This window comes from Roseateles noduli (assembly GCF_050626985.1).
Taxonomy (GTDB): Bacteria; Pseudomonadota; Gammaproteobacteria; order Burkholderiales; family Burkholderiaceae_C; genus Roseateles; species Roseateles noduli_A.
On record NZ_CP192463.1, the window covers coordinates 664185 to 687204 of the forward strand.

The 23020-nt window shown below is 71.0% G+C and carries 11 protein-coding genes and 1 pseudogene; 3 read left to right on the forward strand and 9 right to left on the reverse strand.

All coding sequences use genetic code 11. The features are described from left to right. Nucleotides 1–115 precede the first annotated feature (115 nt). A complete protein-coding gene (locus tag ACQ4L4_RS03030; protein WP_431102718.1) occupies nt 116–748 on the reverse strand; it encodes an NAD-dependent epimerase/dehydratase family protein in 633 nt (210 codons plus the stop codon). A gap of 495 nt (nt 749–1243) precedes the next feature. Between ACQ4L4_RS03030 and ACQ4L4_RS03035 the strand changes: the two genes are divergently transcribed. Continuing rightward, nucleotides 1244–2956, forward strand: coding sequence for an aspartyl protease family protein (locus tag ACQ4L4_RS03035; RefSeq protein ID WP_431102719.1), 1713 nt, complete (start codon nt 1244–1246; stop codon nt 2954–2956). A 104-nt stretch (nt 2957–3060) separates the two neighbouring features. On the opposite strand, the gene fusA is transcribed toward ACQ4L4_RS03035, so the two are convergent. Further along, complete coding sequence (gene fusA / locus ACQ4L4_RS03040; RefSeq protein ID WP_377155821.1) at nt 3061–5163, reverse strand: elongation factor G; 2103 nt, start codon at nt 5161–5163, stop codon at nt 3061–3063. Between the two features lie 275 nt (nt 5164–5438). Between fusA and ACQ4L4_RS03045 the strand changes: the two genes are divergently transcribed. After that, nucleotides 5439–5738: a hypothetical protein gene (locus tag ACQ4L4_RS03045; protein ID WP_431102720.1), complete on the forward strand. Its 300-nt coding sequence runs from the start codon at nt 5439–5441 to the stop codon at nt 5736–5738. A gap of 110 nt (nt 5739–5848) precedes the next feature. After that, on the forward strand, nt 5849–9874 hold the full coding sequence (gene purL / locus ACQ4L4_RS03050; protein ID WP_431102721.1) for a phosphoribosylformylglycinamidine synthase: 4026 nt from the start codon (nt 5849–5851) through the stop codon (nt 9872–9874). Between the two features lie 82 nt (nt 9875–9956). Here the strand turns inward: purL and ACQ4L4_RS03055 are convergent, their stop codons facing one another. From ACQ4L4_RS03055 to ACQ4L4_RS03085, 7 genes and pseudogenes are all read right to left on the reverse strand, one after another. Then, the gene (locus ACQ4L4_RS03055) at nt 9957–11414 is read right to left on the reverse strand and encodes a type II secretion system protein (RefSeq protein WP_431102722.1); all 1458 of its coding nucleotides are present in this window, start codon (nt 11412–11414) and stop codon (nt 9957–9959) included. A 165-nt stretch (nt 11415–11579) separates the two neighbouring features. Then, nucleotides 11580–12584 carry an LLM class flavin-dependent oxidoreductase gene (locus ACQ4L4_RS03060; protein ID WP_431102723.1) on the reverse strand — a complete coding sequence of 335 codons (1005 nt, stop codon included), beginning with the start codon at nt 12582–12584 and terminating at the stop codon, nt 11580–11582. A 111-nt stretch (nt 12585–12695) separates the two neighbouring features. Continuing rightward, entirely contained in the window at nt 12696–13760 is a 1065-nt protein-coding gene (locus ACQ4L4_RS03065; RefSeq protein WP_431102724.1) for a S1C family serine protease, read from the reverse strand. Nucleotides 13761–13828: 68 nt separating this feature from the next. Next, a pseudogene (locus ACQ4L4_RS03070) lies at nt 13829–14272 on the reverse strand (response regulator); the annotation flags it as partial. Beyond that, the gene (locus ACQ4L4_RS03075) at nt 14269–18384 is read right to left on the reverse strand and encodes a response regulator (RefSeq protein WP_431102725.1); all 4116 of its coding nucleotides are present in this window, start codon (nt 18382–18384) and stop codon (nt 14269–14271) included. The pseudogene ACQ4L4_RS03070 and the gene ACQ4L4_RS03075, both read right to left, overlap by 4 nt. Further along, entirely contained in the window at nt 18384–21794 is a 3411-nt protein-coding gene (locus tag ACQ4L4_RS03080; RefSeq protein ID WP_431102726.1) for a response regulator, read from the reverse strand. Before ACQ4L4_RS03080 ends, ACQ4L4_RS03075 begins: the two co-directional genes overlap by 1 nt. After that, nucleotides 21794–22999 (reverse strand): response regulator, encoded by a 1206-nt coding sequence (locus ACQ4L4_RS03085; RefSeq protein WP_431104855.1) that lies wholly within the window; start codon nt 22997–22999, stop codon nt 21794–21796. The genes ACQ4L4_RS03080 and ACQ4L4_RS03085 overlap by 1 nt, the downstream gene beginning before the upstream one ends. Between the last annotated feature and the right edge of the window lie 21 nt (nt 23000–23020).

Here is a 23020-nt window from a genome sequence, read left to right on the forward strand (position 1 = left end):
GGGCACCCTGGGATGAAGAGTGCCGGCAGCATAGGGGCCGCCTACGCGCAAACCCGACCGGGTTTGCGAGGGCATGACGAATGGCCGTGCGGAGGGCGTATCGGGTGCGCGGAGGTCAGTTCATTTCCTCCGACGAGATCCACCGGCATCCCGGCTTTGCCTCCGTGACCGCGCCGAGCAACGCCGCCGCGATGCGGCTCGCCGGATTGATGCGGAACCTCTTCGGCAGTACTGGCGTCAGGAGCCGGATCAGTGTCATGGCCGCGCCTTCGGCACGCCGGGTTTCCTGGCGCTCTCCGCCGATGAGGCTGGGCCTGCAGATCGTCAGCGATCGGAACCCGATGGCCTGGATGTCGCGTTCCACTTCGCCCTTGATGCTCGTATAGAAGAACCGGGAGTCCGCTGACGCGCCGACCGCGCTCACGAGGGCGAAGGTCTCGACGCCCGCGGCGTGCGCGGCCTTTCCGAACGCGACCGGAAGTTCGTGGTCGACGTGTCGGAACGCTTCTTTCGAGCCAGCCTTGGCCTGGGTCGTGCCCAACGCGCAGATCACTGCCTGAGGTCTGAACGACGCCAACTGCGGAATCAGGTCTTCGAGGCGTGAGACCACCGGGTTCACGAGCTTCCCGGCGGGCGTCAATGGCCTGCGCGTTGGCGCAATGACTTCGGAAATCGCATCACTGGCAAGCGCAAGCTCCAGCGCCTCGCTTCCCACCAGCCCCGTGGCACCGAGCAGCAGCAGTCTCATCGTCGAATCTCCTCGAACGCGCGGAAGCGGTGTTGGGGTGTCATGAAGACGGTTCCCTCTGCCACCGCTCGATCTCTTGTCGGTGGCGGTGAATGTACGCCCGCAACCTCGCAAAGCGCCGCCGTGGCTGCCGATCAAACATCCACACCACGGGCGGTTCCAGCGGCCATCGCAGCCCGCACGGCCCGACCTCGAAGGTGCAGGTGTAGATCAGCCACGAGCGATCCGGGCGGGGCCGAGCAGTTCGGCTGAGTTCATCCCGCCGACAAGCGCCACGGATCCTTCCGCTGCGACCGACTCTTTGGCGACAGTACGCGCCGACACGAACCCGCCCTGCGTTAGAGTGCCGCACCCCGCCAGCCGCAGAGCCGCGGGACCGACAAGAGAGGGCGTATTCAACGCCCGCCGATGAGGGAGTTCATGGTGCAAGGAAGAAGTGAAGCCGCAGCGCGTCTGCGATCGATCGCGGGGTCAGTCCTTGCGGCGCTGACCGTGATGTCCACGCCCGCCTGGGCCGCCGACTGCAAGATGCAGCCGACCACGCTCCCGGTGCTCGTCGTGCAGAACCGCGTCGTGGCCGTCCTGAAGATCAACGGCCTGGACGTGCCGATGATGGTGGGCAGCAGCGCTCAGTATTCCGTGCTGTCGCCCAAGATCGCCGCGGCGCTGAAGCTGCCCTTGACCATGATGCCGTTCGGGCAGCACCTCTCGGGCAACGGCGAAAACCTCGAGTCGCACACGACGGTCGTGGACCGGCTCACGCTCGGCGGCCTGGCGCTGAGGAACGTGAACTTCGTCGTGACCGACGTCAGGCCCGGCCTCGAACTTCAGGGCGTCATCGGCCGCGACATCCTCGCCGCGGGCGACACGGAATACGACCTGGCCCGCGGCGTCGTGCGGCTCGTCTTCCCCCTGGGCGACTGCAAGAAGGTCAGCCTCGCGTACTGGGCCGGCGACGCGCCGGTCATCGAGGTGCCGATGGCTCCGCTGCGGGATGACCGCGACACCATGATCCGGCTGCCGGTAAGCATCAACGACACGCCGGCCGTGGCCATGCTCTCCACGGGTTCGCAGACGTCCACGCTGTCGCGGAGCACGGCCCGCAAGGCGGGGATCCCGGAGAGCCGCCTGCAGGTCACCGAGCCCGCCGGGCGCTCGCGCCAATGGCTGACCGACGTCGACAGCTTCCAGCTCGGTGGCGAGCGCATCACCCACCAGCGGCTGGAGGTGGAAGACGCCGGACGCGACGGCGACTACGGCATGAGCCTGGGCGTCGATTACATGCTGGCCCACCGCATCTACGTCTCGTACCTGCAGCGCAAGGTCTATGCGACCTGGAACGGCGGCGACGTCTTCGCCGCTCGGGAAGGCGCCTCGGAGAACCGCTTCGATGCGCGTTTCGCGGCGCCGCCGCCAGCGCGTCAGGAGGACGTGCTGGCACTGGCGAGCCGGGCCGCGCTCGACTATGAGCTGAGGCGCTACCCGGCCGCGCTCGAAGGCATGAATCGCGCGATCGCGCTCAAACCCGACGTGGCGAGCCAGTTCCTGACTCGCGCCCGCATCCACGTGGCGCTGGGTGATGCTCAGGCCGCGCTCGACGATGCGGACGAGGCGCTCCGTCTGGATCCCCAACTGGACGACGCCATCATGGAGCAGGCGCGCGCCCATACGCGGCTGAACCGGCGGGACGACGCGCTCGCCGCCCTGGCGCAACTGGACGCCCGCCTGTCGCGCGACGCGGATCAGCGTTTCAGGATGGCCGTGATCTACCGCGGCCTGGATCGGGTGCCCGAGGCGCATCGGCAGTGGGAGCTGTGGATGGACACCCATCGGCGCGACGTCAACTACGGCAATGCCTACAACGATCGCTGCTTCATGCGCACCGTCCGCAACCTGGAGCTGGCGATCGCCGTGCAGGATTGCGAGCGCGCTGTCGCGATCGACGCGACCTCGTCCAACTTCCAGGACTCCCTGGCCTGGACGAGGCTGCTCATGGGCGACCTGCCGCGCGCCAGGACGGCCTTCGACGCGGCGCTCCGGCTGAAGCCCGGCTTCGCCTGGGCGCTGTACGGACGCAGCCTCGTCTGGCAGCAGCAGGGCGACGCCGAGCGCGCACGCCAGGACCTCGAAGCCGCCCGCGAAAGCGATGCCAACATCGACCAGCAGGTCCGCGAGTCCGGCCTGCCGAGTCACCAGAGCGCGCCGTAGGCAACGCAGGCAAAGAAAAGCCAAGCGGAGCCCGTGGACTGGCTTTGCCAGGCCACCGGGCTCGCCCCCTGAGGGGGCCGGCGTCAGCCGGTAGGGGGGGAGCCTTACTTCGCCCGCGACGTCATGATCGCGTCCGCCACGTTCTTCGGCGCCTCGGAGTAGTGCTTGAACTCCATCGTGTACGTCGCGCGGCCTTGCGTCGCAGAGCGCAGCGAGGTCGAGTACCCGAACATCTCCGACAGCGGCACCTCCGCCTTGATGATCTTGCCGCCGCCGACCATGTCGTCCATGCCCTGCACCATGCCGCGGCGGCTGGACAGGTCGCCCATCACCGTGCCGGCGTAGTCCTCGGGCGTTTCGACCTCGACCGCCATCATCGGCTCCAGGATCACCGGATTCGCGCGCCGGCAGGCCTCCTTGAAGCCCAGCGACGCCGCCATCTTGAACGCGTTCTCGTTCGAGTCCACGTCGTGGTACGAGCCGAAGGTCAGCGTGACCTTCACGTCCACCACCGGATACCCGGCCAGCACGCCGTTGGGCAGGCTGTCGATGACGCCTTTCTCCACCGCCGGGATGAACTCGCGCGGCACCACGCCGCCCTTGATCGCGTCGACGAACTCGAAGCCCTTGCCCGGCTCCTGCGGCGCCAGCGAGAACACCACGTGCCCGTACTGGCCCTTGCCGCCGGACTGGCGCACGAACTTGCCTTCCACGTCCGTCACCGCCTTGCGCACCGTCTCGCGGTAGGCCACCTGCGGCTTGCCGACGTTGGCCTCGACGCTGAACTCGCGCTTCATCCGGTCCACGATGATCTCCAGGTGGAGCTCACCCATGCCGGAGATGATGGTCTGGCCCGACTCCTCGTCCGTGCGCACGCGGAAGGAAGGATCCTCCGCCGCGAGACGCCCGAGGGCGATGCCCATCTTCTCCTGGTCCGCCTTGGTCTTGGGCTCCACCGCCTGCGAGATCACCGGCTCCGGGAAGATCATCCGCTCCAGCGTGATGATGGCCTCGGGGTCGCACAGCGTCTCGCCGGTCGTGACGTCCTTCAGGCCCACGCAGGCGGCGATGTCGCCGGCCAGGATCTCCTTGATCTCCTCGCGCTGGTTGGCATGCATCTGCAGGATCCGCCCGATGCGCTCCTTCTTGCCGCGCGTCGGGTTGTAGACCGAATCCCCCGACTTCAGGATGCCCGAGTACACCCGCACGAAGGTCAGCTGACCCACATACGGATCGGTCATCAGCTTGAAGGCGAGGGCGCTGAACTTCGCGCTGTCGTCGGCCGCGCGCGTCGTGTCCTGGTCGTCGTCGTCCATGCCGTGCACCGGCGGGATGTCCACCGGCGAGGGCATGAAGTCGATCACCGCGTCCAGCATCCGCTGCACGCCCTTGTTCTTGAACGCCGTGCCGCACAGCATCGGCTGGATCTCGCCCGCGATCGTGCGCTGGCGGATCGCGCGCTTGATCTCGGCCTCGTCGAGCTCGCCGGTCTCGAGGTACTTGTTCATCAGCTCCTCGTCGGCCTCGGCCGCCGCCTCGACCATCTTCTCGCGCCACTCGTCGGCCTGCGCCTTCAGCTCCGGCGGGATCTCCTGGTAATCGAAGGTCATGCCCTGCGTGGCGTCGTGCCACAGGATGGCCTTCATCTTCAGCAGGTCGATCACGCCCTTGAAGTGCTCCTCCGCGCCGATCGGCAGCACCACCGGCACCGGGTTGGCCTTGAGCCGGTCCACCATCATCTGCCGCACGCGATAGAAGTCCGCGCCCACGCGGTCCATCTTGTTCACGAAGGCAAGACGCGGCACCTTGTACTTGTTGGCCTGGCGCCAGACCGTCTCCGACTGCGGCTGCACGCCGCCGACCGAGTCGTACACCATCACCGCGCCGTCCAGCACGCGCATGGAACGCTCCACCTCGATCGTGAAGTCCACGTGCCCCGGGGTGTCGATGATGTTGATGCGGTGCTCCGGATACGACCGGTCCATGCCCTTCCAGAAGCAGGTCGTCGCCGCGGACGTGATGGTGATGCCGCGCTCCTGCTCCTGCGCCATCCAGTCCATCGTCGCGGCGCCGTCGTGCACTTCACCGATCTTGTGATTGACCCCGGTGTAGAACAGGATGCGCTCCGTCGTCGTCGTCTTGCCGGCGTCGATGTGCGCCGAGATGCCGATGTTGCGGTAGAGCTCGATGGGGGTCTTGCGGGACATGGTGGTCTCCAGTGGCGATGGACGACCCGCGCGCGCCAGCTTCGTTGGAGGCGCGCGCCGGGTCCGAGAGCCGACCAATGTAGCGACAAGCCGTGACCCCCGCCATACGCCGGTTGGAAGAGCCCGGCGCACCAGGGGGCGGCGCAAGGACGGGCAATGCGGTGCCACCCCCTGAATGAGGGACAGTAATTTGGGCGAATGTCGACATCCCCGGGCGATTACGTCGCGGGACGTCGATACATTCGGAAACTCAAAGAATGTTCCAGGGAGTTGGCGTGAAGTTGCATGTAATTGCCCGCGTATTGCCCGCTGTCATCGGGTGGTGCGCCCTGGCCGTCGATGCGACCGGTGCCGTGGCGGCCCCGGTCACCGTCGACGTCGGTATGACCTGCACGGTGCCGGACGGCTGGTGGTCGCTGGACCGGGAGCGTCCCTTGCAGCCGGAGCCGGTGAAGGTGGTGGCGCTCAAGCCGCTCATCACCGGCACGCCCGGCGTCTGGGTGCAGCCGCAGCGCGGCAAGCTGTCCGACCAGCAGTTCCATCTGGCGCTGGAGCGCCTCACGGACTGCCGCTGACGCGAGGCGGCGGCGGTCGGCGGAGGGAGTAAACCCGGGCCGCGCGAGCGCGCTGGCTAGAATGGCGGGCTCACCGTCGCGGCGCGCGCGGCGCAAACCCCTGGGACCCCATGGCCAGCACCACCTCCTCCAAGCATCTGATTCACTTCGAGGGGGGCAATGCCCTCTCGTCCTTCCGGGCCGCGGCGCTGCTGGCGCGTCTGCAGGCCGTCAGCGATCGCATCGCCGCGGTGCACGCGCGCCACGTCCACTGGGTCTGGACCGACGCCGCCATCGACGCCGAAGGCCGCGGCAAGCTGGCCGCGCTGCTGGACTACGGCGACGCCTACGAAGGCCCGTCTGGCCCCTCGGATGGCGCGCTGATCGTCGTCGCCCCGCGCCTGGGCACGCTCAGCCCCTGGGCCTCCAAGGCCACCGACATCGCCCACAACTGCGGTCTCGCGATCCACCGCGTCGAGCGCGTCACCGAATTCCGCCTGACGCTGAAGTCCGGCCTGCTCAACCAGTTGACGGCCGGTCTGACCGGCGGCGCGAAGCCGCTGACCGAGGCCGAGATCCTCGCCTGCGCCGATCTGCTGCACGACCGCATGACCGAGAGCGTGCTGCTGTCGCGGGAAGCCGGCGCGCACCTGTTCGACGACAAGCAGGCCCAGCCGCTCGCGCACGTGGACGTGTCGGGCCGCGGGCGCGCCGCGCTGGAGGAAGCCAACGGCGCCTGGGGTCTGGCGCTGTCCGACGACGAGATCGACTACCTGGTCGCCGCCTTCACGAAGCTGGGCCGCGACCCCAGCGACGTCGAGCTGATGATGTTCGCGCAGGCCAACAGCGAGCACTGCCGCCACAAGATCTTCAACGCCCAGTTCACCATCGACGGCCAGGCGCAGCCGCTGTCGCTGTTCGGCATGATCCGCAACACCGAGAAGCTGCACCCGCAGCACACGGTGATCGCCTACGCCGACAACGCGGCAGTGATGGAAGGCCACGTGATCGAGCGCTGGATGGCCGCCGGCGATCGCCGTGCGCCGAAGTACGAGGCGCGCGCCGAGACGGCCCATGTGCTGATGAAGGTCGAGACGCACAACCACCCGACGGCGATCTCGCCGCATCCGGGCGCGTCCACCGGCGCCGGCGGCGAGATCCGCGACGAGGGCGCCACCGGCCGCGGCGCCAAGCCCAAGGCCGGGCTGACCGGCTTCTCGGTCTCCAACCTGCACCTGCCGGGCCTGTCCGAGCCCTGGGAGCAGAACCCCGTCGGCAAGCCCGCGCACATCGCCAGCGCGTTGCAGATCATGACCGAGGGCCCGCTGGGCGGCGCCGCGTTCAACAACGAGTTCGGCCGGCCCGCGCTGGGCGGCTACTTCCGCGTCTTCGAGCAGGACGTCGACGGCATCCGCCGCGGTTATCACAAGCCGATCATGATCGCGGGCGGCCTGGGCGCGATCCGCTCGGACCTGACGAAGAAGATCGCCTTCCCCGCCGGTTCGCTGCTGATCCAGCTGGGCGGTCCCGGCATGCGCATCGGCATGGGCGGCAGCGCGGCGAGCTCGATGGCCGCCGGCACCAACACCGCCGACCTGGACTTCGACTCGGTCCAGCGCGGCAACCCCGAGATCCAGCGCCGCGCGCAGGAAGTCCTCAACCACTGCTGGGGCCTGGCCGAACGCAACCCCATCCTGGCCGTGCACGACGTGGGCGCGGGCGGCATCTCCAACGCCTTCCCGGAGCTGGTGAACGACGCCGGCCGGGGCGCGATCTTCGACCTGCGCAAGGTTCCGCTCGAGGAGAGCGGCCTCGCGCCCAAGGAGATCTGGTGCAACGAGAGCCAGGAGCGCTACGTCCTGGTGATCGCGCCGGAGAGCCTCGAGCTCTTCACCGCGATGGCCGAGCGCGAGCGCTGCCCCTTCGCCGTCGTCGGCGTGACGACCGAGCAGCGCGAGCTGGTGCTGGAGGACGGCACCGACGGTGAACGCGCCATCGACATGCCGATGGACGTGCTGCTGGGCAAGCCGCCGAAGATGCACCGCGACGTGACGCGCGTGGCCCGCTCGGGCGGCGCGCTGACGCTGGACGGCGTGGACCTGGGCGTGGCCGCGCGCACCGTGCTGCGCCACCCGACGGTGGCCAGCAAGCGCTTCCTGGTCACGATCGGCGACCGCACCGTCGGCGGCCTGAACCACCGCGACCAGATGGTCGGTCCGTGGCAGGTGCCGGTGGCCGACGTCGCCGTCACGCTGTCCGACTTCAAGGGCTTCACCGGCGAGGCGATGAGCATGGGCGAGCGCACGCCCCTGGCCGCCGTCGACGCGCCCGCGTCGGGCCGCATGGCCGTGGCCGAGGCCATCACCAACCTGCTGGCCGCGCCGATCGAGCTGTCGCGCGTGAAGCTCTCGGCCAACTGGATGGCCGCCTGCGGCGAACCCGGCGAGGACGCCGCGCTGTACGACACCGTCAAGGCCGTCGGCATGGACCTGTGCCCGGCGCTGGGCATTTCGATCCCCGTGGGCAAGGATTCGCTGTCGATGCGCACGCGCTGGAGCGACGAGGGCGCGACGAAGCAGGTCACCGCGCCCGTGTCGCTCATCATCACCGCCTTCGCGTCGCTGGCCGACGTGCGGGGCACGCTGACGCCGCAGCTGCAGGGCGGCGACACGACGCTCGTCCTGGTCGACCTCGGCCAGGGCCGCATGCGCATGGGCGGCTCGATCCTGGCGCAGACGCTGAACCAGTTCGGTCCGGAGGTCCCCGACCTGAACGATCCCGCGCTGCTGAAGGCGCTGGTCGCCGCGGTCAACGACCTGCGCGGTCAAGGCAAGCTGCTGGCGTACCACGACCGCAGCGACGGCGGCCTGTTCGCCGCGGCGCTGGAGATGGCCTTCGCCGGCCAGCGCGGCGTCAGCCTCAACGTCGACATGCTGGTCACCGAAGGCGACGGCATCAGCGACAGCCGCGCCGAGGTGGGCGACTCGAAGAACTGGGCCTCGCAGGTCAGCGCCCGCCGCGAAGAACTGACGCTGAAGGCGCTGTTCAACGAGGAACTGGGCGTCGTGCTCCAGGTCGCGACCGGCGACCGCGACGCGGTGCTGCAGACGTTGCGCGCGCACGGCCTGTCGAAGATCTCGCACGTCGTCGGCAAGACCAATGACACGAAGCAGGCGGAAGTCTGGCGCGACGCGAAGAAGGTCTTCGCCGCCCCGCTGAGCGCACTGCAGCAGGAGTGGGACCAGGTCTCGTGGCGCATCGCCCGCGAGCGGGACAACCCCGCCTGCGCGGACCAGGAACATGCGCTGGCCGGCGCGCCCGGCCAGGGCCTGCACTGGTCGCCGAGCTTCGACGTGAAGGACGACGTCGCCGCTTCGCTGATCGCCAGCGGCGTCCGTCCGAAGGTCGCGATCCTGCGCGAGCAGGGCGTCAACTCGCATGTCGAGATGGCCTACGCGATGGCGCAGGCCGGCTTCGACGCCTATGACGTGCACATGAGCGACCTGCAGGCCGGCGCGGTCGACCTGAAGGACTTCAAGGGCTTCGTCGCCTGCGGCGGTTTCAGCTACGGCGACACGCTGGGCGCGGGCGAGGGCTGGGCGCGTTCCATCCTCTTCAACCCGGTGCTGAAGGCGGCCTTCGAGGCCTTCTTCGCGCGCTCCGACAGCTTCGCGCTGGGCGTGTGCAACGGCTGCCAGATGCTGGCCGCGCTGTCGCCGATGATCCCCGGCGCGCAGCACTGGCCGAAGTTCGTGCGCAACCGCAGCGAGCAGTTCGAGGCCCGCCTGGCGCAGGTCGAGATCGTCGAGTCGCCGAGCATCTTCTTCACCGGCATGGCCGGCAGCCGCCTGCCCATCGCGGTCGCGCACGGCGAGGGCTTCGCGGACTTCTCGCAGCGCGGCAACCCGGACCAGGTGCTGCGCGCGATGCGCTACGTCGACGGCGACGGCCAGCCGACCGAGCAGTACCCGCTGAACCCCAACGGCAGCCCGCAGGGCCTGACCGCGGTGACCACGGCCGACGGCCGCTTCACCGCGCTGATGCCGCATCCGGAGCGCGTGTTCCGCAACATCCAGATGAGCTGGACCGGCGGCGACGTCGGCGAGTTCAGCCCGTGGATGCGCATGTTCCGCAATGCGCGTAAGTGGGTGGGGTGAGACCGGGCGGCGTGCGCCGCGCCGTGATGCGTCGATGAGGGCGCATCGCTGAGGAGGGGCCGCGCAAGCGGCCCTTCGCGTTTCATCCGCCCGTGGCCTTGACCCACTTGCCCTCCCGGTTGCAGGCCATCACGTAGACCTGCTGGCCCCGGTAGGGCTGGTACAGGGCGATGTTGCCGCCGGAGGTCTTCGGGTTGATGTCCTGCGCATTGCAAGGCGTGTCCGGGTCGCGGCGGGGGATGCGGATGCCATTCAGACGGGAGTCGAACCCGGGGCCGCCCGCCTGGCCCGACACGGTGTCGATGTAGCCGTCGGACGTCACCAGGACGCCCGACAGCGACATGCCGTCCTGGTCCTGACCCGCGAAGTCCCAGTGGCTGTTGTGGCCCACCATGAGGCGCTTGCGCACGACAGCGTGGCCGTGGATGTCGATGGCCGGATCCACGACGTCGCGGGACCCCCCGGCGCCTTGCAGTGTTCTCCGGCCACCCTGCGGATGCCGGACCACCATTCCGCCGTTGGCGTGGACGGTATCGTCGACCTGCAGCGTGCCGGCGATCTTCGCCTTGGCGGCCGCCAGATGGCCCACGCCGACGAGGTCATGGCCGTCGAAGTCCCACCGGTCCGTCGGCGTCGCCGAGCCGTCGCGGCAGGCCGACCCGCTGGCGCCGCGGCCGGTGGCGCCGGTGGGGACGCCGCAGGCGACGCCGCCGGTCGTTGCGCCGCCGTCCAGGTGGATCAGCCGGAACGACGCCAGCACGCCCGGCACCCCGGTATCGGCGCTCTCTCCCCGCAGCGGGTTGTCGACGGGCAGGGCGCCCTTGCCGCGCAACTGGGCCGCCACCCGTGGAGATTCGCCCGGCAGCGAGACCATCGCATCGGGCCCCAGTGCCTGCAGGGCCGCCTTCAGTTGCGCGCCGTAGCCGAAGGGCAGATCGGCCTGCGCGAAGAAGGGCTGCGTGTTGTAGAGCATCACCTCGAAGGTCGCCGCGGGCCGCTGGCCGTCGACGGGCAGGCACTTCGCCTTGCACTTCACGGAGACCGCCCAGCGCGCCCGGGCGATCTCGCCGGTGCGGCCGTCGACGATGGTGTTCCCGTGAGGGAAGGGCAAGGTGTCGTTGAAGGTGATGTAGCCGAGGTCCTGCAACTCCTGCAGCGAGGGCTGGAGCGCGTTGACGGCCAGGGGCTTGCCGCCGGCCGTCGCCTTCAGTTCGCAGTCTTTGGGCGTCGGCGTCCCCGCCGAGGGCGCCACTGACAAGGCGACGTTCGCGCAGGTCGACTGGGGGGCGGCCTGCACCTTCAGGAGATCCGCGCTGTGATCGCGCACATAACGCGCGACGCCGTCGCGCAGTTCAGCCAGCCGCAATCCGGCCTGGCGTCCGCCCTCGACGGTCTGCTGGAACTGCTGGACCTGCAACGCGCCGAGCGACATCGCACCCAGGAGCACCAGCGCCATCGAGACTTCGATCAGGCTGAAGCCCGACTGCCGTGTCGCGGATCCCGCGGGCGTGTTGGAGAGGGGGCGGGCGCGGGCGGACATTGCGGGAGGAACTCCTGGGCGGTGAGGGCCGTCATGGTCCCCGCCCCCGGTGTTCGTGCCAATCCGCGAAGTTGAGCGCCCAGCGGTCGGCGCTCATCGATTCGCGGCAGGTGGCTCCCCTGTTTCCGTCACCGGCCTGCGCCAGCCGCACGCCGCGGCCCGCCGTCAGCCGGCGTCCGTGCCCGCTGCGATGCCCGCCAGCAATTCGTACGAACGCCGCCGGGCCGCCGGATCGTGCACTGCGCAGGCGACGATGAACTCATCGGCGCCGGTGCGCTCCTGCGTCGCCAGCAGCCCCTCGCGCACGGTGCGCGGCGAACCGACGATGGACTCCGACAGCATGCGCTCGACCCCGAGCTTCTCGCCGGCTGTCCACAGCGTGTCCATGCTGTCGATCGGCCGCGGCAGCAGGCCGCGCTGGCCGCGCTGCATGCCGAGGAATCGCTGCTGGATGGAGGTGAACAGGCGCTGCGCCTGCGCGTCGGTGTCGGCCACGACCACGTTCAGGCCGACGGCCGCGTAGGGCGCCGGGTTCCGGGCGCTGGGCCGGTACTGGGCGCGGTAGATCTCCAGCGCCTGCATCAGCATCGCCGGCGCGAAATGCGAGGCGAACGCGAACGGCAGCCCCAGGTAGGCCGCCAGCTGTGCGCCGTACAGGCTGGACCCGAGCAGCCAGACCGGCACCTCGGTGCCCTGGCCGGGCACGGCGCGCACGACCTGACCCTCCTGCGCGGGGGCGAGGTAGCTGATCAGCTCCAGCACGTCCTCGGGGAAGCGGTCCTCGTGTGCCGTCGCCAGGTGCCGGCGCAGCGCGCGCATCGTCGGTCCGTCGGTGCCCGGCGCGCGGCCCAGTCCCAGGTCGATGCGTCCGGGGAACAGCGTGGCCAGCGTGCCGAACTGCTCGGCGATGGTCAGCGGCGCATGGTTGGGCAGCATGATCCCGCCCGAGCCGACGCGGATCGTCGACGTCGCGGCGGCGATCTGGCCGATCAGCACGGCCGTGGCGGACGACGCGACGCCGTCCATGTTGTGGTGCTCGGCGACCCAGTAGCGGGTGTAGCCGAGGCGCTCGGCGTGCTGCGCCAGCGCCATGCTCTCGTGGAGCGCCTGGGCGGCGGAACCGCCTTCGACGATGAAGGCGAGGTCGAGGATCGAAAGTCGGGCTTGCATGGGCGCCGAGTCTAGGCGCGCCGTCCGGACCGGGGTCCCGGGAGGGTTATCGGGGAATGGAGTAGGCGAACGGCGGCTGGCGATCGGCTGCTGACGATCAGTCGCTCGTGATCAGTCGCTGGTGAGCTGGGCCTGGACCTGCCGCGTCTTGCCGCCGTTCCAGACGGTCAGCGTGACCTTGTCGCCGACCTGGCGTTCCTCGAGTTCGCCGAGCAGCTCGTCGAGGTCGGCCACCGGCTTGCCGTTGACGGCGGTGATGAGGTCGCCGCCGACGATGCGGCCGTCGCGCCCGCGCATGAACGGCTGCAGCCCCGCGCGCTGCGCGCCGCCGCCGGGCTGCAGGCCGATCAGCACGACGCCCTTGGGCAGGCGCAGCACCTGGCGCAGCTGCTCGCTGCCGGCGGTCAGGCCCAGCGCCGGCCGGATGACGCGGCCGTGCTTGATCAGTTGCGGCACGACGCGGTTCACCTCGTCGGCCGGGATCGCGAAACCGATCCCGTTGCTGCCACCGCTCGGGCTGAAGATCGACGTGTTGACGCCGATCAGCCGGCCCGCGGAGTCCAGCAGCGGACCGCCCGAGTTGCCGGGGTTGATGGCCGCGTCGGTCTGGATCGCGCCGCGGATCGTGCGCTGCGTCATCGATTCGATCTCGCGGTTCAGCGCCGACACGATGCCGCGCGTCAGCGTCTGGTCGAGCCCGAACGGGTTGCCGATCGCATAGACCGTCTGCCCGACCAGCAGGTCGCGGCTGCTGCCCATCGGCACGGGGGTCAGCTTCTCGCGCGGCGCGACGATGCGCAGCACGGCCAGGTCGCGGTCGGGATCGACGCCGACGAGCGTCGCGTCGTACGCGCTCTGGTCCGACAGCGTGACCTTCGCCGCCGAGGCGCCGCGGATCACGTGGAAGTTGGTGACGATGTGGCCCTGCTCGTCCCACAGGAAGCCGCTGCCGGTGCCGCTGGGCACCTCCGTCACGTTGCGCGAGAAGAAGTCGCGCTGCTGCGCCAGCGTCGTGATGTGGGCCACCGACGGCGACACCTTGCGGAACACCGCGATGTTGTTCTGCTCCTGCGCGTCGAGCGGACCGCGCGGCGTCACCGGCCGCGGCTGGGGCCAGGTGTTGCCCGACCCGACGAGCAGGGCGATGAGAGCGAGGGACCAAGGCCGGAGTTGCATGACGAGGACGGAAGCGGAGAGGACCGGACGATTATGGAAGCTCAGCCGTCGGCGCCGCCGGCCCATCGGGCGATTTCGGCCTCGAGGTGCGCCGCGCGTTCGCGCAGCAGGTCCGCGGTGGCCTTGAGCTGCAGGTGGGTGCGCACGCGCGCGAGCAGGATCGGCGGGCTGATCGGCTTGGTGATGTAGTCGACCGCGCCGAGCGACAAGCCGTGGCTCTCATCCGCGGGATCGGAACGCGCGGTGAGGAAGAGCACCGGGATGTCGCGCGTGGCCGCGTCCGCCTTGAGCCAGCGGCAGAGCTCGTAGCCGTCCATGTTGGGCATCAGCACGTCCAGCAGGATGAGGTCGGGCCGCGGCGACTCGGCCGCGATGCGCAGCGCGCGGTCGCCGGTGGTCGCCACCTTGACGCGATGCCGTTCCTTGAGCAGCTCGTACAGCTGGGACAGGACTTCGGGCGAATCGTCCACGATCAGGATCGTCGGGCGCGAATCTCCGTTCGAGATGCTCATGGCAGGGGGTCCTCCAACGATCGGGCGCCGGGAGATGGTAGGGGCAGGGGCGGGGCACTGGCTTCATCATTGTCCAGTCCGCGGCGCGCGGTCTCGAAGTCGAATCGCGTCGCGGCCGCCAGCATCTCGCGCAGGGCGGCGGCGCGCCGGTCGTCCAGGCCGTGCCGACCGCGGTCGATCTCCTCCTTCAGCCGCTCGGCGGTGTCGACCGCCGCGGCGTCGTCCTCGTCCAGTTGCCGGCGCAGACGGGCCAGGCGCTCGTCCAGCTGCGGGATGCCCGGCGGCGACAGGTCGTCCAGCGGGCCCGGCAGCGTCGGCGGGACGTCGTCCGCCAGCGTCTCCGCCAGCGCGTGCAACAGGCGGTCCAGCGCGACACGGACGGCCAACGCCAGCTCGCGGCGCCGGGCCGCCGTCGCCGGCGAGCGGCAGGCGCTTTCCAGCGCCGCGGCGGCCTCGCTCAACGGCAGCGCGCCGATGGTCGCGGACGAGCCGCGCAGCGAGTGGGCGATCTTCTCCATCACCTGCGGCTGGTCCGACGCGGCGGCCTGGTCCAGCCGCGCGCCGGTCTCCTTCTGGGAGTGCAGGAAGATCTTCAGCAGGCGCAGGTACAGCCCGGCGTTGTTCGAGGCCGAGGCCAGGCCGGAGTGCGCCTCGAGGCCGTCGACGACGGGCACCGCCGGGACGTCCGGACGCGTCCTGGGGGATCCGGCGGAGGAGGACGGCGGGACCGGCGTGGCGGACGAGGGGGACAGCCCCGGCGCGACGCGCGCTCCGGCGACCAGGCCCGCCGGCGCCACCGCCGCGCCCCCGGCGGGGCGGATCCAGCGCGCCAGGACATCGAACAGCGTGTCGACGTTCAGCGGCTTGGCGACATGGTCGTTCATGCCGGTGGCCAGGATGCGCGCGCGGTCGGCGCCGGTGGCGTTGGCGGTCAGCGCGATGACGGGCAGCTCGCGCCAGCGGGCGTCCTGGCGCAGGCAACGGGTTGCGTCGTAGCCGTCCATCACCGGCATCTGGCAGTCCATCAGCACGCCGTCGAAGCCGTCCGGCGACTGCCGCAGCAGCTCCAGCGCGATCGCGCCGTTGCCCGCGATGGTGACCGCGATGCCGGCGTTGGTCAGCAGCTCGCCGGCGAGTTCCTGGTTGACCGGGTTGTCTTCCACGACCAGCAGCCGCGCCCCCGCCAGGGACTGCATCATCGCCGTCGTCGCGGCGCGGCGGGCCTGCGCGTCCGGGTGCGCGCCGGACGCGGCCGAGCCGTCGAGGGTCGCCACCAGCGTGGCGGCCGTCACCGGCTTGCCCAGCACCGGCAGCGGCTGCCCGGTCGGCAGCGCCGTCATCGCCTCGTACAGCCCGTCGTCGTTGCCGAAGGCGGTCACCATGACGATGCGCGGCACCGGGGTCGCCTCCTGGAGCAGCCGGGCCGCCGTGGCCACGCCGTCCAGCGACGGCATCTTCCAGTCCATCAGCACCCAGTCGAACGGGCGGTGTTCCCGCGTCGCCGCATGCACCGCCCGCAGGGCGCGCGCGCCGTCGACGCACTGCTCGACCTGCAGCCCCAGGCCCTGGCAGAGGGCTGCGAGGATCTCGCGGGCGACGCGGTTGTCGTCGACGATCAGCACCCGGCCGCGAAGCGCCGCCGGCCGCGCGTCGTCATCGTTCCGGGCACCTTCATCGTCCTGGGCATGCTCATCGTCGTCATGGCCCCTGTCGCCTCCGTCGCTCTCATCAGCGTCGATATCGCTCCTGTCGCCCCGGTCGCTCTCATTGGCGGCGATATCGATATCGACATCGACATCGACATCGCCATCGACATCGACATCGACATCGCCGTCGGTCTCGGCGCCGGCGTCGGCGTCGGCCCCGCCTGCAACGTCTCCATCGTCCCGCCCGATGCCCAGCCGCGCGGTGAAATGCAGCGTCAGGCCCGCGCCGGGCATCGAGTCCACGCGCAGCGTGCCGCCCATCATCTCCACCAGCATCCGGCACACGGCCAGCGCCAGGTCGCCGCGGTCGGGGGTGTCCGCGTCGACCTCCGCCGGCCGCCGGCCCAGCCGCGCCAGCTCCGACGGCGACAGCGCGGGGCCGCTGTCGCGGATGCTGAAGCGCAGCACGATCTCGTCGTCGGCGGGGCGGTGGTCCTGCGCCACGGCCACGACGACCTCGTCCTGCTCGCTGCGCCGCGCCGCATGCTTGCCGACATGGGCCAGCACCTGGCCGAGGCGGAACGGGTCGCCGACCAGCGTCCGCGGCAGGCCGGCCGGCACGCTCAGCAGCAGCTCCACGCCCTTTTCCTCCAGGCCGAGGCCGATCACCTGCACCAGATGCGCCAGCACCTCGTCGAGCTCGAACGGGATGTGCTCGAGCGCGAGCCGGCCGGCCTCGATGCGGCTGAAGTCGAGGATGTCGTCGATCACGCCGAGCAGGGTCTCCGCGGCGCGGCAGGTCTTGTCCACGTAGTTGCGCTGCCGCGCGTCGAGCTCGGTCTGCAGCGCCAGCTCGGACATGCCGATGATCGCGTTCATCGGCGTGCGCAGCTCGTGGCTCATGTTGGCGAAGAAGTCGGTCTTGGCGCGGGTCGTGGCCTCCGCGGACTCGCGCGCCGCGCGGATCTCGTTCTCGGCGGACAGGCGGTCGGTCAGGTCCGTCAGCCAGATCAGCGTCCCCGATTGGCCGAAGGCCACCGGCAGGAAGGTCGCCAGGCAGGCATGGTGCGCGCCCTCGCGATCGACGATCTGCAGTTCGACATCGCTGCCGGTGCTGCTGCTGTTGCTGCTGTTGCCGTTGCCGTTGCCGTTGCCGTTGCTGCCGCCCCTGCTGCCGTCGCCGTCGCCGTCGCTGGTGCCGTCGCTGGTGCCGCCATGGCCGTTGCCGCCGGTCCCGCTGTTCTCCAGCAGCGCCTGCGCGCGCGCCCGGCTCGCGTCGTCCGCGTAGACGTCGGGCCAGGGCTGGCCGATCCGCACGTCGACCAGGCGCCGCAGCGCCGGATTGGCGATGCCCACCACGCCGTCCGTGATCAGCCCGATGCCCGCGGGCGTGTGCTCGATGAGGGTCATGAAGCGCTCGCCCTGGCGCCGCAGCGCCGTCTCCTGCGCGTGCCGCGCGGCGCGCAGCAGCAGGCCGCGCAGCAGCGCGGCGAGCGCGGCGAAGCACAGCAGCGCGGACAGCAGACCGACGCCCGCCTGCGCCGGTCCGCCGAGCGCGGCCGAGAGATCGGCTACCAGGACCATCCGCCAGACGCCCGCGCTGTCGCGCCAGCCCAGGTCGCGCGCCACCAGCGCGTGCGGGTGTCCGTCGATCATCGCGACGCTCGCGCCGGGGTCGAAGGGCAGCATCGGCACGCGTGCCGCATCCAGGAACTGGCGCCCGTAGCGGCGCCCCTCGGCGAGCCGCCGGCTGCGCTCGGCCGACTCGGGCCCCGCGACCATCAGCAGCCACTCGGGCCGTGACGACACCATCACCACGCCCTCGGGCGACAGGACCAGCGACGCCATGTCGGCGCGCTCGGTCAGGAAGCGGTCCAGCGACGGTCCGTAGAACTGCGTGGCGACGATGCCGATCACGGGGCCGCGGGCGTCGACGTCCTGGAAGACCGGCGCGCTCAGGTACAGGGCGCGGCGCGACGTGGCCAGGCTGATCGCCATCGAGACCGCGGTGCGTCCGGCCATGGACTCGCGGAAATACTCGCGATGGCTGATGTCCTGCCCCAGGGGCGAGCGCTGCAGGCCGCGGTTCCATTCCCCGACGATCACGCCCTGGCGGTTGACCACGAAGCTGACGTCCGCGCCGAGCTGGTCGTTCATCGCGGACAGCATCTCGGCGGCCGGACGCCTGTGCAGCGCGCCCGGGAGGTCGGTCTGCAGCGCCGCCGCCTTCAGGTCCGGATCCAGGCGCCCCGCCAGCCGCAACGCGCCCATCGCCTTGCTCTCCTCGGTGAGGCCGCGGAACTGCAGCACCTCCCGATCGATCTCGGCCGTCATCCGGGCACGGAAGCGCTCGTCGAGGACGCTCCGGGCCTGCCGGGCGACCAGCGCGCCGACGAGCAGCGACAGCGCCGCCACCACGATCCACGCCGCCGTCGCATGACGCGACAGCCGGAGCGCCGCGCGCATCATGACGTCGGCCCTCCGGCCGGCGCGCCGGCATCCCAGCTCAGCAGCGCCAGCGCTTCCTCGAAGCGGAACCCCGAGGCCGCCGCCGCGACGCGGCGCAGCAGGCGGGCGCGGGCCGGCGGCGGCGGCCGCCGATCGATCGTCTCGGCCAGCAGACGGCCGATCTCCACGGCCGTCGCGTCGCTGGCCTGCAGCAGCTGGCTCAGGCGCGACAGCAGCGCCTCCAGCTCGGCGTCCGGCGCCGCGTCGGCGGTCGGCGTCGCGCTCCCGTCACCGGCGGCCGCCGGATCGGGCGGGCCGCCGCGCGTGAAGCGCGCCAGCGCCTCGAAGAGGCGGTCCACGCTCAGCGGCTTGCTCAGGCAGCCGTTCATGCCGGCGGCGAGGATGCGTTCGCGCGCCTCCAGCGTCGCGCTGGCGGTCAGCGCGATGACGGGCAGCGCGCGCCAGCGCGGGTCCTGGCGCAGGCGGCGCGTGGTCTCGTAGCCGTCCATCACCGGCATCTGGCAATCCATCAGCACCGCGTCGATGCCGGGATCCGGGAGCGCCAGCAGGTCGAGCGCGGTCGGGCCGTCCGGGGCCAGCGTCACGTCCAGGCCGGCGGCGCGCAGCAGCTCGGCGCCCAGTTCCCGGCTGACCGGATCGTCCTCGACGACCAGCAGCCGCGTCCCGGTCAGCCGCGCCATCGCCGCGCGCGTCGCGCCGCCGCGGCGCGGGGCGGCGAGGGTGGGGGCCACCGCCCGCCCGGTGGCCTCGCCGATGGCCGACAGCAGCGTCGAGGCGGTGACCGGCTTGCTCAGCAGTTGCGGCCGGTGGCGCGGGTCCGATTCGAGCAGCGCGGCGGCCAGCGTCGCGTCGCGGCCGAAGGCGGTGACCAGCAGGATCGCCGGCGGCGAGGCCAGCCGGCCGGCCGCGATCAGCCGCGTCGCCTCCAGGCCGTTCAGGACGGGCATCTGCCAGTCCATCAGCACCAGGTCGTAGGGGCGCTTCTCGGCCTCGGCCTCCAGCACGCACTGCGCGGCGTTCGCGCCGTTGACCGCCGTGTCCACGCGCATGCCGAAGCCCGCGCACAACGCGCCCAGAATGTCCCGCGCGGCGCGGTTGTCGTCGGCCACCAGGACGCGCAGCCGCGACAGGTCGGCCATCGCCGCGGAGGCCGCCGAGGCGGACGTCGCCGCCAGGCGACTCCCCTGCCGCAGGCCGAGCCGCACGGTGAAGGAGAAGGTCGAGCCCTCGCCCGGGCGCGAGCGCACCTGGATGCGCCCGCCCATCATCTCGACCAGCTGGCGGCTGACCGCCAGGCCCAGTCCGCTGCCGCCGTACTGGCGCGTCGTCGACGTGTCGGCCTGGTTGAAGCTGTGGAACAGCCGCGAGATCGTCGCCTCCGTCATGCCGATGCCGGAATCCGTGACGCTGAAGCGCAGCTCGACCTCATCGCCGTCGCCGTCGCCGTCGCCATCGCCATCGCCATCGCCATCGCCGTCGCCGTTGCCGTTGCCGTTGCCGTTGCCCCGCTCGGCCGCGCCCGCCGTCACGCGCTCCACGGCGATGATGACTTCGCCGCTGTCCGTGAACTTCACGGCGTTGGCGCCCAGGTTGATCAGCACCTGGCCGAGCCGCATCGGGTCGCCGATCAGCGCGTTGGGCACGTCGGCGGGGCGATGGATCAGCAGTTCCACGCCCTTGTCCTCGGCGCGCAGTCCGATCAGGTCGATGAGGCGGTCCACCACGTGGTCGAGCTGGAAGGGCACCCGCTCCAGCGCGATGCGGCCGGACTCGATGCTGTTGAAGTCCAGGATCTCGTCGATCAGGTCGAGCAGGCTGAGCGCCGCGCCGTTCACCTTCTCCAGGTAGTTGCGCTGGCGCGCGTCCAGGCCGGTCTGCAGCGCCAGGTCGGACATGCCGACGATCACGTTCATCGGCGAACGGATCTCGTGGCTCATGCCCGCCAGGAAGCTGGACTTGGCGCGGGCCGCGTCCTTGGCCGCCTCCATCGCCCGGCGCGCCTCGCGCGTGGCCTCCTGGCGCCGGGTGATGTCGACCAGCCACAGCACCACGGCGGCCTTGTCGCCCTCGTAGTCGAAGGGCATCGACGAGAGCGCGAAGCTGCGCGCCTCCCCCCGGGCGTCGAGCAGGCCGACCTCGACGTCCAGCGTGCGGCGCCGTTCGCGCAGCACCGCGTCGACCAGTTCGCGGCTGGCGTCGTCCGCGTAGCGATGCGGCCAGTCCTGGAACAGCGCCGTCCCCAGCTGGTCGGCCAGCACCGGGTTCAGGAACTCGATCCGGTCGTTGACGATCAGGCAGACGCCGATCGGCGCCATGCGGAACATGGTGCGGACCTGGTCGGCGCGGGCGGCGATCTCGGCGCTGTTGCGCGCGCGAAGGCGGCGATGGGCCGCCATCAGCCGCAGCAGCCCGCAGCCCCCCAGCAGCAGCGCCGCCGTCAGCGCCGCCACCCCCAGCGGGTACCGCGCGCCCATCGCGCCGGAGAGGTCCTCCAGCAGCACCAGGCGCCAGGGGCCCTCGGGATCGTTCCACTCGATCCGGGTCTCCGCGGCGGCCATGCGCCGGCCGTCGACCTCGACCACCGCGCCGTCGACGGGATTGAACGGCAGCGCGCGCGAGCGGTCCGGATCCTGGAAGAGGTCCGCGAAGCGGTGCGTCGCCGTCAGCGACGCGGCGCGCTCCGAGCTGAGCGGGCCCACGAGCGTCATGAGCCAGTCGGGCCGGCTCGCCGCGATGACCACGCCTTGCGGCGAGATCAGCAGCCCGCCCGCATGGCCCTGGAATTCGAAGAAGCGGTCCAGCACCGCCGACGAGTTGCGCGCGACCATGGCGCCGATGACGGCGCTGGTGGACTCCCGGCTCCCGAAGACCGGCGCGCAGAAGATGAGCGACCGGCGCCGCAGGTCGGGACTCAGTCCGGTGGAGATCGACGGCCGGCCCTTCAGCGCCTGCTGGACGTAGCTGCGGATCGACAGGTCGCGGCCGATGAAGCGCTCCTTCTTCTCGTCCGGTCCCCACTCGGCCACCACGACGCCCTTGGCGTCGAGGACGAGGACGCCCTCGCTGTCGAGCGCGTCGGCGATGGCCCGCAGGTGTGCCGCGCCGGGCCGCACCAGGCGCGCCCGCTCGAGGTCCGTCTCCAGCGTCATCGCCTTGACGAGCGGATCGACCCGGCCGCTGAGCTCGATGGCGCCCATGTCCTTGCCCGACAGCGTGAGCTGGACCAGCGAGACGCCCTCGCGGTCGGCGGCCGAGCGCAAGGCGCGGCGCAGGTCCGCCTCCAGGTACCAGCGCTGCGCGGTGCTCAGTCCCCAGCCCGCCGCGATCGCGACGGCGGCGGCGACGCTCCAGAAGATAACCGGTCGATCGCGCCAGCCCGGCGTGCCGCGATCGCCCGGGCGAGGCATCAACGCCCCCGCTCGACGCCCAGCGGCGTGAGGTCGGGCGGGCTCACCGTCTCCATCCAGGCCCGCTTGCGCGCAAGCGCCGCGTCGTCGTCGACGAAGCGCCGCGCGATCGACTGGAACTCCGGCTGGATGCGCAGGAAGGCCTCGACGACGTCCGGGTCGAAATGCGTGCCGGCGCCCTCGGCGATGATCGCCGCCGCCTGCTCGTGCGGCATGCCGTCCTTGTAGACGCGCCGGCTGATCAGCGCGTCGTAGACGTCGGCCAGCGCCATCAGCCGCGCGGACAGCGGGATGGTCTCGCCCTTCAGGCCCTGCGGATAGCCCGAGCCGTCCCACTTCTCCTGGTGGCAGTAGGCGATGTCCTTGGCCGTCGACAGGAAAGCCACCGGCGTGCCCAGCTGCGCCTCGGCCTGCTCGATGGCGTCGCGTCCGAGCGCCGGATGCGACTTCATGACCTCGAACTCCTCCGGCGTGAACCGGCCCGGCTTGAGCAGGATGCGGTCGGGGATGCCGATCTTGCCGATGTCGTGCAGCGGCGCCGATTTGAACAGCGTGGCGATGACGCCGGGCTGGCGCAGTTCGCGGCAGCGCGGGTGCTCGCGCAGCGCCTCGGCCAGCGCCCGCACGTAGTGCTGGGTGCGGCGGATGTGGTTGCCGGTGTCGCTGTCGCGCGTCTCGGCCAGCGAGGCCATCGCCAGGATGGTGACGTCCTGGATGGCGGCCAGCTCCTCGCTGCGGCGGGCCACCTCGGCCTCGAGGTAGTCCGCCTTGTCGCGCAGGAAATCGGCGCTGGCCTTGAGCTGCAGGTGGGTGCGCACGCGGGCCATCACGATCGGCGGGCTGATCGGCTTGGTGATGTAGTCGACGGCGCCCAGCGCCAGGCCGCGCGTCTCGTCGGCGACGTCGGACTTCGCCGTCAGGAAGATCACCGGCACGTCGCGCGTCGCCGGGTCGGCCTTCAGGCGCCGGCAGACCTCGTGGCCGTCCAGGCCCGGCATCATGACGTCGAGCAGGATCAGGTCGGGGCGGTGCTCGGCGCGCGCGATGGCCAGGGCCTTCTCGCCATGGTTGGCGATCTTCACGCGATAGCGGTCGCGCAGCAGCTCGCTCATCAGCAGCAGGTTGTCGGGCGTGTCGTCGACGACCAGCACGGTGGCGCCGTCGGTCGGGTCGGGAAGACTGGCGGCGCGGTCCATGGGGGTCATGGGAGGCGTGGCGCCGGCAGG